This is a genomic window from Devosia aurantiaca, from assembly GCF_011058215.1.
GTDB classification, from domain to species: Bacteria; Pseudomonadota; Alphaproteobacteria; order Rhizobiales; family Devosiaceae; genus Devosia; species Devosia aurantiaca.
The window spans coordinates 492,305-504,222 of record NZ_JAALFG010000002.1 but is presented as its reverse complement, the minus strand read 5'-3'; the positions used below and the strand labels follow the sequence as shown (position 1 = coordinate 504,222).

General features: G+C 62.7%; 13 protein-coding genes and 1 pseudogene. 2 read left to right on the top strand and 12 right to left on the bottom strand.

Translation table 11 applies throughout. The features are described from left to right. Positions 1-32: 32 nt before the first annotated feature. The 7 genes and pseudogenes from flaF to G5575_RS10110 form a co-directional block, all read right to left on the bottom strand. On the bottom strand, positions 33-401 hold the full coding sequence (gene flaF / locus G5575_RS10140) for a flagellar biosynthesis regulator FlaF (RefSeq protein WP_164534210.1): 369 nt from the start codon (positions 399-401) through the stop codon (positions 33-35). Beyond that, the gene (gene flbT, locus G5575_RS10135) at positions 352-777 is read right to left on the bottom strand and encodes a flagellar biosynthesis repressor FlbT (RefSeq protein ID WP_164534209.1); all 426 of its coding nucleotides are present in this window, start codon (positions 775-777) and stop codon (positions 352-354) included. Before flbT ends, flaF begins: the two co-directional genes overlap by 50 nt. A gap of 107 nt (positions 778-884) precedes the next feature. Next, positions 885-2,987 carry a flagellin N-terminal helical domain-containing protein gene (locus tag G5575_RS10130; RefSeq protein ID WP_164534208.1) on the bottom strand — a complete coding sequence of 701 codons (2,103 nt, stop codon included), beginning with the start codon at positions 2,985-2,987 and terminating at the stop codon, positions 885-887. Positions 2,988-3,151: 164 nt separating this feature from the next. Continuing rightward, positions 3,152-3,466 carry a hypothetical protein gene (locus G5575_RS10125; RefSeq protein WP_164534207.1) on the bottom strand — a complete coding sequence of 105 codons (315 nt, stop codon included), beginning with the start codon at positions 3,464-3,466 and terminating at the stop codon, positions 3,152-3,154. 96 nt (positions 3,467-3,562) lie between these two features. After that, positions 3,563-4,030: a flagellar protein FlgN gene (locus tag G5575_RS10120; protein WP_164534206.1), complete on the bottom strand. Its 468-nt coding sequence runs from the start codon at positions 4,028-4,030 to the stop codon at positions 3,563-3,565. Then, on the bottom strand, positions 4,027-4,341 hold the full coding sequence (locus G5575_RS10115; RefSeq protein WP_164534205.1) for a rod-binding protein: 315 nt from the start codon (positions 4,339-4,341) through the stop codon (positions 4,027-4,029). Before G5575_RS10115 ends, G5575_RS10120 begins: the two co-directional genes overlap by 4 nt. Beyond that, positions 4,341-5,463 (bottom strand): annotated as a pseudogene (locus G5575_RS10110) (flagellar basal body P-ring protein FlgI). Before G5575_RS10110 ends, G5575_RS10115 begins: the two are co-directional and overlap by 1 nt. A 192-nt stretch (positions 5,464-5,655) precedes the next feature. Here G5575_RS10110 and G5575_RS10105 point away from each other — a divergent pair. Continuing rightward, a complete protein-coding gene (locus tag G5575_RS10105; protein WP_164534204.1) occupies positions 5,656-6,075 on the top strand; it encodes a flagellar assembly protein FliX in 420 nt (139 codons plus the stop codon). 169 nt (positions 6,076-6,244) lie between these two features. Continuing rightward, positions 6,245-6,661, top strand: coding sequence for an RNA polymerase-binding protein DksA (dksA, locus tag G5575_RS10100; RefSeq protein WP_164534203.1), 417 nt, complete (start codon positions 6,245-6,247; stop codon positions 6,659-6,661). Positions 6,662-6,710: 49 nt separating this feature from the next. On the opposite strand, the gene G5575_RS10095 is transcribed toward dksA, so the two are convergent. The 5 genes from G5575_RS10095 to flgG form a co-directional block, all read right to left on the bottom strand. After that, positions 6,711-7,124 carry a YciI family protein gene (locus G5575_RS10095; protein WP_164534202.1) on the bottom strand — a complete coding sequence of 138 codons (414 nt, stop codon included), beginning with the start codon at positions 7,122-7,124 and terminating at the stop codon, positions 6,711-6,713. 74 nt (positions 7,125-7,198) lie between these two features. Further along, positions 7,199-8,695 carry a carboxypeptidase M32 gene (locus tag G5575_RS10090; RefSeq protein ID WP_164534201.1) on the bottom strand — a complete coding sequence of 499 codons (1,497 nt, stop codon included), beginning with the start codon at positions 8,693-8,695 and terminating at the stop codon, positions 7,199-7,201. A 708-nt stretch (positions 8,696-9,403) separates the two neighbouring features. Beyond that, entirely contained in the window at positions 9,404-10,150 is a 747-nt protein-coding gene (gene flgH, locus G5575_RS10085) for a flagellar basal body L-ring protein FlgH (RefSeq protein WP_164534200.1), read from the bottom strand. 14 nt (positions 10,151-10,164) lie between these two features. Continuing rightward, complete coding sequence (gene flgA, locus G5575_RS10080) at positions 10,165-11,106, bottom strand: flagellar basal body P-ring formation chaperone FlgA (protein WP_164534199.1); 942 nt, start codon at positions 11,104-11,106, stop codon at positions 10,165-10,167. Positions 11,107-11,117: 11 nt separating this feature from the next. Continuing rightward, positions 11,118-11,903 carry a flagellar basal-body rod protein FlgG gene (gene flgG / locus G5575_RS10075; RefSeq protein WP_164534198.1) on the bottom strand — a complete coding sequence of 262 codons (786 nt, stop codon included), beginning with the start codon at positions 11,901-11,903 and terminating at the stop codon, positions 11,118-11,120. Positions 11,904-11,918: the final 15 nt, after the last annotated feature.

Below are 11,918 nucleotides of genomic sequence, written 5' to 3'. Positions count from 1 at the left end.
AGCCCCCGCAGTGCGGGGCCTTTGTTTTTTGCTCAGTTGCCGCGGAGACCGGCGGCGAGCTGGCGGTTGATGTTGATCAACGGGTCCAGCCGGTTGGGCGCAACGGGATCGAGGAGGATTTCGCGGGTCTCGTTGAGGATGAACATGCCCAGGTTCGCGATGTTCTGGCGCACCGGCGCGCTCAGCGGATTGTCCTCGCGCGTGACCGAGGACATGAAGATGGTCCAGAGCTTGCGATTGAAGGTCAGGCCAGTGCGCAGGACCTCGAAGTCCGCAGGCCAGTTGTCGCGCAGGTTCTGCATCGTGGCAGCCGATTTGATCAGCAAAGCCGCTTCGCGATCGCGCGGGGTTTCAACTGTTTTCGCTGTCGCCTGATAGGCTACCGCCGCCTGATGCTGCATGGTCTAGAAGGTCCTGTTCATAGGCAATCAGCTCACGTGCTGACCTCAATGCCTTGTACAATGACCCCGTTAAGATGTCGTTATTTATGCGGTCAATAATGGCCAAAGACGAGGGAACCGCGGCGATAAAGTCGTTCACCAGCGCGAAGTACTGCTCCTTCATCGCCCCGATATCTTCAGCAATATACATGAGCTGGACGGCCAGATAGACGCGCTTGGCGGGGGTGTCGGCAGTGTCGGGCGTGAGGATGTCCTTCTCGCGCAGGATAGGCGAATTGCCATCGATGAAGAGCCGCGCGCGCTGATCGCCATTGGTGACGATGCAGTTGCCGAGCAACAGTTTTTCGCCCGGCTTCAGTTCCACCTTGAGTGCCATCCGAATCCCCTTTGTCCCGCGCTTTAACTCCGCCTTGTAGAAGGGAAGGGGGCAAGAAAAAAGGCGGGCCGCATGGACCCGCCTTTCTCATTAGTTTTTGGCGCCGATTAACGGAGCAGCTGCAGCACCGACTGGTCGGCCTGGTTGGCCATCGACAGGGTCGACGAAGCCAGCGACTGACGGGTCTGGAGAGCCATCATGTTGGCAGCTTCCTGGTTCATGTCGGCCAGGGTGAGGTTGCCAGCACCGGTTTCGAGCGTGTTGATCATGGACTTGGTGAAGTCCTGACGGTTCTGAACGATCGAGAGGTTCGAACCGAAGGCCGAAGCCTGCGAACGGACCGAGTTCAGAGCACCCTTGATCTGCTCGATGAAGGCATCGATGCCTTCGTCGGTGTCGAGATCCTTGGCCGTGAGGCTGGTCGCAATTTCCAAGTTGCTGGAGTTGATTGCACGAGCGCCCTTGGACTGGATGTCGATTGCCGACGTGCCGGTTTCGTTGAAGGTGATCTTGAGGTTGTCGCCGCGCAGCAGGTTAATACCGTTGAACGAGGCGTCGTCTGCAAGCTTGTCGAGGGTGTCGCGCAGGTCGTTGAACTGCTTGGACAGGTCCGAACGCACCGAGTTGCCAGCAATGTCGCCCGTCGAGTTCGAGCCGTTGAGCTTGCCATCACCGATGCCGGCAAGTTCAAGCTTCTGGGTCGAGAGATTCTCGATGCGCAGCTTGCCATTGTCGTTGGACGCGCGGATCTTGCCCTTGAGATCGTTGCTGGCGTTGATGTCGCTGACCAGCTGATCAACGGTCTTGACTGCGGCTGCCGTACCGGTGGAAGCGACCGACAGGTTGCCGGCAGCGAAGCCCAGCGAGGTCGCCAGAGCACCGCCGGTGACGCTGATGGCCGAACCGCCTGCGCTGTTGAACACAAGCTGACCGCTCGTACCATCAGCGGTGACGCCAGTCAGGCCAGCACCAGCGTTGGAAGCGTTGATTTCTGCAGCGATGGTGGCCGCAGTGGCGGTATAGGCCGGCGAGCCGTTGGTCGAGGTCAACGGCGTGGTGCCGAAGGCGCTGGCCGCGGCGGTACCCGTCAGGGTGATGTCGGCGCCGGATGCCAGCGAAAGCTGGAGCTGGCCGCCGGTCGTGCCAACGGTCAGACCAGTGATCGAAAGAGCATCGATCTGGGTCTTGATGCTGGCGGCGCTGACGACGACAGCGGGGCTGCCATCGACAGATGCGGTGTTGCCAGCGCCGAAGCCAAGAGCCGCTGCGGTGCCGCTGACGTTGCCTGCAGCGTCAGCGACGGTGATGCCGTTGCCAGAAGCGCTGGAAAGTTCGAGCGTTCCGCCGTTGTTGGTAGCCAGAGTGCCCGTGCCGCCAGCATTGGTGAAGGCGGTATTGATGGCAAGGGCCACAGCATCGGCGTCATCACCGTTCGCGACGGTGACTGTGAACGGATTGCCGCTGTTGAAGGTGCCGCCAAGATCGATGGTGATATCGCCATCGTTGGTGTTGTCGATGGTCGCCACAGCACCGCTGCCATCCAGAGTGCTCGCAACAGCGTTCTGCGAAGCCGGGATGGTGATGTTGGCAGAGCCGTTGATGGAGAGCGTGCCACCTGCAAAGTTGGTGAAGCTAGCACCAGCGCCATCAAGAGTGGTTGCCTGAAGCGTCGAATTGCCGGTCAGTGCGACGGTCTGACCGTTTACCTGAAGGTTGCCACCGGCAAAGTTCGTGAGGTTGGCACCCGTGCCGGTGAGGGCGGTTGCTGCACCGCTACCTGCCAAGGAGTTCAGTGCGATATTGACCGGGGTCGCGCCGACTGCGCCACCGCTGAACGACAGGTTCTTGAGAGCGGTCGTGCCGATCGCCGTGCTGTCAATGGTATAGGACTGGGTCTGGAAGGACTTGTCCTGGCGGGCCTGACGCAGGGTCGACTGCATCGACTCAAGGTTCTTGGTGATGGCGGTGAGGCCATTGTTGGCGGCTTCGATGGTCTTGATGCCGTTGGCCATCGAGTCCATGAGCTGGTTCAGGTCGCCGGCGCGGCTATTCAGCGAAGAGGCGGTAAAGAAGTTGGTCGGGTTATCCAGAGCGGTGTTGACCTTGTTACCGGTCGACAGGCGGTCCGACGTCTTGGCCATCAGCGACGCCGTATTCTGCAGCGAGCTGAGGTTGGAGCGGACGGCTTTGGAAAGATTGATATCTACCATTTGCAAGTTCCCTTTCTAGGATACTCGAGCGTGTTTGACGCCTCTTCTGAGACTGATGGCAGATTGATCGGGGGCGAATAAAAATCCGTTAATTTGAGCACCGGGTTGCAACAGGTCTGGCGCTTTTTTAGGCGGGGTTAACGGGTGGTAAGAGACGCGGGCTCTTAGACTTCGAGGTCGCGCAGGCGCAGCTCGGAAATGTCGGTATGGCTGCGGGTGTAAATCTCGCCAGGCGTTTGGGGCGCGGGCGCCTGGTCGCTGGATAGGATCGCGGCAAAGAAAGGGGCTTCGGAGTTTGCAGGCTCATAGGCCGGATCGGCGGCAGACGGGCGTCGATGGTCGTCTTGGAACTCTGCCGTGTCGGTGTCGACCGGGTAAGGCGCCGTAATGCGGTCAGGGGCGAGGGCGCGCTGGGCTGACATGGTGGCAGCATTCGTGTTTGGCGCGGCGGCGGCAATGAGTGGCGTCGTGAACAGCATGGCAGCGTCCCTTCATAGACGTATGCCATGCAAGACTAGCGCGATGTCTTGCCCCGTTCGTTCCCTAGAAGCGGAACATTTTATTCAAATTTGAGGTCACAGGGCCCGGTTAATCGCGATGCCCTTGGCGGAAGACGCGGGGTCGGCGGTGACGCGGCCGGCTTTGCCGTAGGTCTTGGTGCGGTTGTTCTGGCCGACCATGCGGGCGACGTCGGTGAGGACGTCTTCGGTGACGGTTCTTGCGGTGGCGAGGACGCGCAGGTTTTCCGCCATCTGGGTGGCGAGGCTTTCGTGGCCGGCGCGGAGACGGTCCATGAGCTGGGGCGCTTCGGCGACGAGGCGCTTGGTCTCGCGCTGGATGGCGCGGGCGAAGGTCACGTATTCCTGGGCGAGGCGGGTCTTTTCAGGGGTGAGTTCGCTCGCTTGTCGCAGGTGGCCGGCGCGCAGGAGCATGGTTTCCTGGTTCATGACGTTGACGAGGGAGGCCAGGGCCGTTTCGGCACGCGAGCAGAGATCGCCGGCAGGGAGGGTATCGAGGGCGGCGAGGCGGGCGGCTGCGGTCATTTATAGGCTCCGGACGCGGGAGAGAACATGGATTTGCTGGTGTTGGCGGCTTCCTGGAGGGCAAGCATTTCGCCCATCAGCTGATCGGCAAGGCCAATGCCGCCGTTCTGCGCCATCGAGTTGGCGAGCTGTTCCGATTGCATGCCGCGCCAGGTGTCTTCGCCAAAGCCGCCGCCGAAACTCTCGTCATCGGTCTTGATGCCGGAGAACATTTCCTTGGTCAGCATGTTGAGGAAGACGCCTTCAAGCTCTTCGGCCTGCTGGCGGATGCGCAAGGTCTGCTGCGGGGTGACGGAGCTAACGGTGTTCATCAAAGGACCTCGATCTCGGCCTGGAGGGCGCCGGCAGCCTTGATGGACTGGAGGATGGCGATGAGGTCGCGGGGCGAGATGCCCAGCGCGTTGAGGCCATCGACCAGCTGCTGGAGGGTCACGGATTCCTCGATGACTTCGAGCGCAGTGGCGGACTCGTTGACGTTGAGGTTAGTGCTGGGCTGTTGAGCGGTGACGCCGAGGCTCAACGGATTGGGCTGCACGACGGTGGGGTTCTCAGCGATGGTGACGGTGAGGTTCGATTGGGCGACGGCGACGCTCGAGACGCGGACGTCCTTACCCATGACGATGATGCCAGAATTTTCGTCGATGACGATCTTGGCGGGCTGGTCGGTCTGGACGATGAGCTGTTCGATGTCGGTGAGGAGATCGACGATATTGCCGTTAAAGCCGCGGGGCAGGGTGAGGCGGACGGTAGCCGGGTCTTCGGGGACGGCCGTGGGGACACCGATGAAGTCGTTGACGGCTAGGGCAATGCGGCGCGCGGTGGTGAGATCGGGATTGCGCAATGCGAGGCGGAGGGAGCTTTGCGAGCCGAGGTGGAACTCGATCTCGCGCTCGATCAGGGCACCGGAGGAGATGCGGCCGGTGGTGGGGACGCCGGAAATGACGGTGGCGGCATCGCCTTCGGCCTTAAAGCCATTGATCAGCACTGGACCCTGGGCGATGGCGTAGACTTCGCCATCGGCGCCGAGCAGGGGGTAACGAGGAGGGTGCCGCCCTGGAGACTGTCGCTGTCGCCGAGGGCGGCGACGGAAACGTCCATGCGGGAGCCCTGGGTGGCGAAGGGGCGAAGGTTAGCGGTGACCATGACGGCCGCGACATTGGCGGTGCGGACGTTTTCGCCCGCGGTGTTAACGCCAGGCGTTCAAGCATCGACTGCAGCGATTGCTTGGTGAAGGGCGAATTGTTGAGGCTGTCCCCGGTGCCGTTGAGGCCGACCACGAGGCCGTAGCCGACGAGCTGGTTTTCACGAACGCCTTCGAAATCGACAATGTCCTTGATGCGCGCCGGAGCGGCGGTGGCCGTGGACAGCGGCGTCAGCAGAAGTGCAGCGCTCAAGGTGGCAGCGAACAGCGATCGGAACAGGCGGTTTGGCATGGGTATCCCCGTTTGCCGAAAGACAATGCGAGAAGCGTGCCAGGTTGCTAATTGCATGTTAGTGCTCGTTTTTATTGATCGGCTCGCTTGGTCCTCATAATAGCCCTGCAGTTCTTGCCGGGTCGGTTAAGCGCTTGTTAACCAGGATGGGCAGATTTTGCCGGTGTCCAGTCCAGCTCAGTGAGTCCGTTCGTGCGCATCGATGGCCCTAACCGAACCGGCGGCGTCGCGAGCCGCGCTGCCGCGGGCAAGGCAGGCAGCGGACCGGCCTTCGTGCCGGCTGGCGGTGCTGCGCCAGCGCGGGTGGCGAGTGCGGTGCCGGTAAGTGCATTGACGGGGCTCGATGCGATCCTGGCGCTACAGACGGTCGGCGATTTCCGCGAGAGCCGCCGCAAGTCGGTGAAGCGCGGCACCGTGCTGCTCGATCTCCTTGAAGACATGAAGGCCGACCTATTGGTGGGCAAGGCTTCTCCGGACCGGCTGGGAGCGATGATTACGCAACTGTCGGCCCTGCGCGAGCGAAGCGAGCCAAGTCTCGATGCCGTTCTGGATGACATAGAACTCCGGGTGCGGGTGGAGCTAGCGAAACATGGGCATTATCTTCCGCTTTGAAGCAGAGGGGATAAGTGCTCCAGGGCTTCATCAAATTGTTGTCAGTCTTCGTTATGCGCCTGCTGCGCAATGGTCCTGCCGTGTTAAGCAGCGCCGCGCTGTGTGCTTGCCCAAGGGAGGGCAGGCGCATATATAGCGCGCCAAGGGCGCATGGGAGATGAGTCTGCTGATGTCTTCAGTTGAGGTTACCGACTATCGGCCCAGCGACAACGAGCCGTTCATGAACCCGCGGCAGCGGGAATACTTCCGGAACAAGCTGTTGTCCTGGAAAGACGAGATTTTGCGGGAAAGCCGCCTGACGCTCGAGAACCTTCAGGAAGAGTCGCAGAACCATCCGGACATGGCGGATCGGGCCAGTTCGGAAAGCGATCGCTCGCTTGAACTGCGTACCCGCGACCGGCAGCGCAAGCTCATCGCCAAGATCGACAGTGCGCTCAAGCGCATTGACGATGGCACTTACGGCTATTGCGAAGAGACCGGCGACCCCATCGGCATTGCGCGTCTCGACGCGCGCCCGACGGCAACGCTGAGCCTTGAGGCGCAGGAGCTGCATGAGCGGCGCGAAAAGGTTTATCGCGACGAATAAGCGCTTTCGCATTTGAAATGAAAAAGCCCGCATCGCTGCGGGCTTTTTTTTACATCCTGGACGCGTTGCGATCATAGACCTCCTGGATTTCGGGGGTCATGATCTCGTCGAAGGCTTCGGTGCCGTAGACGGGGCGGACGTCGATGTCGCTGTCTGAAAACATCGGATTGGGGCAGCGTTTCACCCATCCGACGGCCTCGTCCATGTCGCGCACTTCCCAGATCCAGTATCCAGCAACCAGTTCCTTGGTTTCCGGGAACGGGCCATCGATCACCGAGCGGTTCGAGCCGCTGAAATGGATGCGCTTGGCGAACTTGGAGGGCTGCAGCCCGTCGCCGCCAAGCATGATGCCGGCATTGATCAGCTGCTCATTGTACTTGGTCATGGCTTCGAGCAGTTCGGTCGTGGGCAGACGGCCTTGTTCGCTGTCCGCGGTGGCTTTGACGAATACGACGACACGCATGTCTTTCTCCTGTTTGGGGAAGGCTGGATCGCCTTCATGAGACGAAGACGAGTGGCCGAAATCGGCTTCGACATTTATTTTCCGTAGCGCTGCCGGAGATGGTTCTTGAAGTGGTCGGCGTTGAGCGGCTCGCCCGTCGCGCGGGTGATGAGGTCGGGTGTCGAGAAGCGGGAGGCCTGGGTCCAGACGCGATCGGCACGCCATTGATTGATGGCGGTGAAGTGGCCGGCGCGCATCTGCTCGCCCATATCGGGCAAGTCCTTCTTCATGGCCGCGCCGAGCTGGGCGGCGATCATGGCGCCCAGGGTGTAGCTGGGGAAGTAGCCGAAGGCGCCGCCCGGCCAATGGACGTCCTGCATCGGGCCGTCCTTGGGATCGTCCTTGGTCGAAATACCCAGATACTCAGTCATCTTGGCGTCCCAGGCTTCGGGGATCTGGCTGACTTCGAGCTTGCCGGTGACGAGATCCTGTTCGAGTTCGTAGCGGAGAATGACGTGGAGCGGGTAGGTGACTTCGTCGGCATCGACGCGGATGAAGCCGCGTTCGACGAAGTTGACCTCGTTGAGCACGTCGGCGATGTCCCATCCGGGGATCGCCTCTTTGCCCAGATATTGGCTGACCTGCGGCAGCATGAAGTGCCAGAAGTCCGGGCTACGGGCGAGCTGCATCTCGACGAAGAGCGACTGCGATTCATGCATGCCCATGCCGCGCGCCTTGCCGAGCGGCCAGTGCGACCAGTCTTTCGGCAGGCCCTGCTCATAGAGCGCATGGCCGGTTTCGTGCAACACGCCCATGAGCGAGGACAGGAATTCGTCGGTGCGGTAGCGCGTCGTCATGCGCACATCGGTGGGCACGCCGCCGCAGAAGGGGTGATGCGAGACGGCGAGCGAGCCATGCGTGAAGTCGAAGCCCACGGCGCGCATGGCGGCAAGGCCAAGTTCGCGCTGGCGTTCGATCGGGTAGGGGCCGTTGAGGGTCTTGCGCGGGTGGCGGGCAAGGCGTTCTTCCTGCACCGCGAGCGCTTCGGGGACGAAGGTTTTGAGGAAGCTCTTGAGATCATCGAAGACGAGGTCGATGTCGGCGGTGCGGTTGCCAGGATCATAATGATCCATCAGCGCGTCATAGGGGGCAAGGCCTGTGGCTTCGGCGCGGAGGGCCGCTTCTTCGCGCACCAGGGCGACGACGCCTTCCAGCGCCGGCAGGAAACTGTCCCAATCGCCCTTGGCGCGCAGGTCGCGCCAGAGCTGTTCGGAGCGCATGGTGGCCGCAGTGCGGCGCTGCACGAAGTCGGTGGGCAGGCAGGTGGCGTTGACATAGGCGCGCTCGAGTTCGTTGAGCGCGAGGCCCTGATCTTCACTCAGGTCTTCGTTGCGGGCTGCGTCGATCCAGTCGCGGATTTCGGGCGCCGTGGCCTGGGCGTGGTACATGCCGGCCAGGTTGGACATGGCCTCGGCGCGCTTTTCGCCTCCGCCCACCGCCATGTGGGTGGCCTCGTCGGCGCCCAGGATCGAAAGCGCATGTTCGAGGGCTTCGAGGCGGCGGCCGAGGTCATCGAGTTTTTGGAAGGACATAAGTGGCTCCGAGAGTACTGGAGACTGGTGTCCCATAGCGCGCAACGGCGAGCAAGCGTGCCGCTATGCCGCCCGGCCTTGCGGCGTCGCGGTTACACGGTGAGAAGCGGCTTTCGCCCCGAAAGGGGGTATAGTGAAGAGGCGAAAGCCGCTTCGCACGAGCGGGATTTTTTGCGCACGCCTCGGGCGGTCCACCCATTTGTGGCGGCAATTGTTTGGTTCTGAGGCGGGTGCGCGAGTTCCCATTTCCTCAAATCCGCACGCTTACCTGACCGGCGTCGGCATCCACGCACTCTCTCAGGCGACCCCGAAAGACCCGTCTCCCCGCCCGATGCTTCGTCGGCACCGCGTGTGTGGCAGGGATGAGGGGAGAATAGCCGAAGGTTTTGGGGGTGGGGATAAGGGGGTAGATCGGAGCTGTGGAGAGGCCGACACCCCCTTCCGAGCTGCGCTAAGGCGCGGGGCGCCTAAGCTTCGCTTGCCTTCCCCTCAAGGGGGAAGGTGAAGGCGGTGGATGGGGCGCTATTTGGCGACACACTCGATGCCCACCTTCCCCCTCAGAGGGGAAGGCAAGCAGAACTTGGCGACGGAGGAGCCTAGCGGCGCTCGGAAGGGGTGCCTTCTTTCCTCCCCCGCGAGCGGGGGAGGAAAGAAAGAAGGCGCAGCCCGGGGAGGCTGCGCCTGGGGACCTGCCGGGGAGCAGGGAGATTAAAACGGCAGGATGGCGTCCATGGCTTGCTGGCCGTAGCGGGGTTGCTGGACGTCGGTGATCTGGCCGCGGCCGCCGTAGGAGATGCGGGCTTCGGCGATCTTGGTGGAGGGGACGGTGTTGTTGGCCTGGATGTCGGAAGGGCGGACGATGCCGGCGACGATGAGATCGCGGACTTCGAAATTGACGCGCACTTCCTGGCGGCCTTCGATGACGAGATTGCCGTTGGGGAGGACCTGGGTGACCACGGCGGCGACCGACGTTTCGAGGCTTTCGGCGCGGTTGACCGAGCCGTTGCCGCGATCGTTCATGCCGCTGTCAAACTGGATGGCAGCCGAGGGGTCGATGTTGAGATCGGTTTCGGCAGTGGCGCTGGTGAGGGCTGCGCCGAAAATGCCGCCCATGCCGGCAGTGTTGCTGGAGGCGCGGCTCCGGTTGGTCTGGTTGTTGATCTTGGCGCTGTCGTCGATGGTGACCATGACGGTGAGGATGTCGCCAATGCGATGGGCGCGCTCGTCCTTGAAGAAGCCCTTGGCCGAAGTGCGGTAAAGCGAATTGGGCTGATAGGTATCGGCGATGGGCTCGGGCATGGGCATGCGCACGGGCTGGTAGCCGGCGGTGGTGGTGGGGTCGGCGATGGCGGTCAGCACTGGGGCCTGGCCGACGCTGGCGAGGCGATCGGTGGTGTTGCAGCCGGCGAGTGCGGCGGCAAGGATCAGGACGGTGGCGAGTTTTGCGATGGTCATGTGATTTGTCCTGACTAGAGGCCGGCGACGGTCATGGGGGCGGTGGAGACTTCCACGGTGCCGGGAGCGATGGCGGTGGCGCTGATCACGCGCTTGGAAACGAGGTTGAGCACTTGCACGGAGCCGCCTGCGGCAGCGCCGCTGACGGCCTGGCCCTTGACGGTGAGGGTCAGTGGGCCCTGGCGGTAAAAGATGGTGACGAGGTCGTTCTTGCTGACGGTCATCGGGGTCGAAACGTCGGTGGGGCGCAAGAGCATGCCTTCGCGGCTCTGGCGGTTGAGCGCCATGCCGATCAGCTGGTCGACATTGGCAATGCCCTGGGCATCGGCCTGCTGGACGGAAACGGGACGCATGACGACGTGCTCGGGGCGCAGCACGGTGCCGGCGGGGAGGTTGGCAGCGAGGTGGGGCGCCTCGATGCTGATGGCGATGGAACCGGTCAGATCGAGGGGGCGATCAAAACCGGCGACGGTGAAGCGGGCGGAAAAAGTGCCGTTGCCGGGGAGGTAACGGAGATTGTCGAGACGGGCGGGGGAGTCGGTCGCCTCGGCCTGCATGGCCTCTACGGGGGTGGTGAAGAGCATATCCGCGCTCATGCCCTGGCCGAGGATGCCACGATGACGAAGGTCATCGGCGATGAGGGTCGAGAGCAGGTCCTCGTCGACGAGGGTTGAAGCGCGGGAGACGCGCACTTCGGTAAGGCCATTGACCTCGAACTGGGTGAGGCCGACGCGGGCGGTGGCGGAGCGGACGGCGGCGACATCGACATTGCCGGTGGTGCCGGGGAGGGGCGCGCGGAACAGGGGCTGTTCGGCCAAGGTGCCGGCATCGTCGAACATGTCGCCGACGGTAACGACCGCGTCGCTGACGAGAATTTCGGCGCGCAGGGTCGGGGCGGCATAGACGCTGCCGGACAGGGCGAAGGCGAGAGCGGCGGTGATGGTGCGGATGATCATGGCGGTGGTCCTCAACGCAGCTGGCTCGTGGCCTGCATCATCTGGTCGGCGCCGGAAATGACGCGGGCGTTCATTTCGTAGGCGCGCTGCGCGGCAATGAGGTCGGCGATTTCGGTGACCGAATTGACGTTGGCCATTTCGAGGTAGTTCTGCAGCAGGTCGCCGGTGCCATCCGAATTGGGGACGCCGACCTGCGGCGCACCGCTGGCGGCGGTTTCGAGGAAGAGGTTGTCGCCCATCGACTCGAGGCCGGACTTGTTGGTGAAGCGGGCAAGCTGCAGCTGGCCGAGCTGGGTGGGGGCAGAGTCGGTGCCGATAAAGGCTTCCACCGTGCCATCGGGGGCGATGGAGATGCCTCGGGCATCGCCCGGGACGGTGATGCCGGGATCGACGGTGTAGCCGACGGAATTGACCAGCGTGCCCTCGGCCGAGCGCTCGAAGGAGCCGTCGCGGGTATAGGCGGTGCGGCCATCGGGCAGCTGGATCTGGAAGAAGCCTTCGCCGCGGATGGCGACGTCGAGTTCGCGCTCGGTCATTGAGACAGTGCCTTGGCTCATGACGCGCGGGGTCGAGACAGTGCGCACGCCGGAACCGATTTCGAGGCCGGCGGGGACCTGGCTGCCCTGGTCGGAGGTCTGGGCGCCGGCGCGGGTTACCTGCTGGTAGAGAAGATCCTGGAACTCTGCGCGCTGCCGCTTGAATCCGGTGGTGCGCATGTTGGCGATGTTGTTGGAAATGACTTCGACATTGCGTTCCTGGGCGCTCATGCCGGTCGATGCGATATAGAGAGCTTTCATGGCCGATCCCCGAGG

Bases quoted from the DNA above. Each gene is read 5' to 3' on its own strand.
- dksA (WP_164534203.1), top strand. From the start codon at position 6,245: ATGTCTTCAGTTGAGGTTACCGACTATCGGCCCAGCGACAACGAGCCG.
- G5575_RS10125 (WP_164534207.1), bottom strand. From the start codon at position 3,466: ATGCTGTTCACGACGCCACTCATTGCCGCCGCCGCGCCAAACACGAAT.
- flbT (WP_164534209.1), bottom strand. From the start codon at position 777: ATGGCACTCAAGGTGGAACTGAAGCCGGGCGAAAAACTGTTGCTCGGC.
- flgA (WP_164534199.1), bottom strand. From the start codon at position 11,106: ATGATCATCCGCACCATCACCGCCGCTCTCGCCTTCGCCCTGTCCGGC.
- G5575_RS10115 (WP_164534205.1), bottom strand. From the start codon at position 4,341: ATGAACACCGTTAGCTCCGTCACCCCGCAGCAGACCTTGCGCATCCGC.
- flgH (WP_164534200.1), bottom strand. From the start codon at position 10,150: ATGACCATCGCAAAACTCGCCACCGTCCTGATCCTTGCCGCCGCACTC.
- G5575_RS10095 (WP_164534202.1), bottom strand. From the start codon at position 7,124: ATGCGTGTCGTCGTATTCGTCAAAGCCACCGCGGACAGCGAACAAGGC.
- flaF (WP_164534210.1), bottom strand. From the start codon at position 401: ATGCAGCATCAGGCGGCGGTAGCCTATCAGGCGACAGCGAAAACAGTT.
- G5575_RS10120 (WP_164534206.1), bottom strand. From the start codon at position 4,030: ATGACCGCAGCCGCCCGCCTCGCCGCCCTCGATACCCTCCCTGCCGGC.
- flgG (WP_164534198.1), bottom strand. From the start codon at position 11,903: ATGAAAGCTCTCTATATCGCATCGACCGGCATGAGCGCCCAGGAACGC.
- G5575_RS10090 (WP_164534201.1), bottom strand. From the start codon at position 8,695: ATGTCCTTCCAAAAACTCGATGACCTCGGCCGCCGCCTCGAAGCCCTC.
- G5575_RS10130 (WP_164534208.1), bottom strand. From the start codon at position 2,987: ATGGTAGATATCAATCTTTCCAAAGCCGTCCGCTCCAACCTCAGCTCG.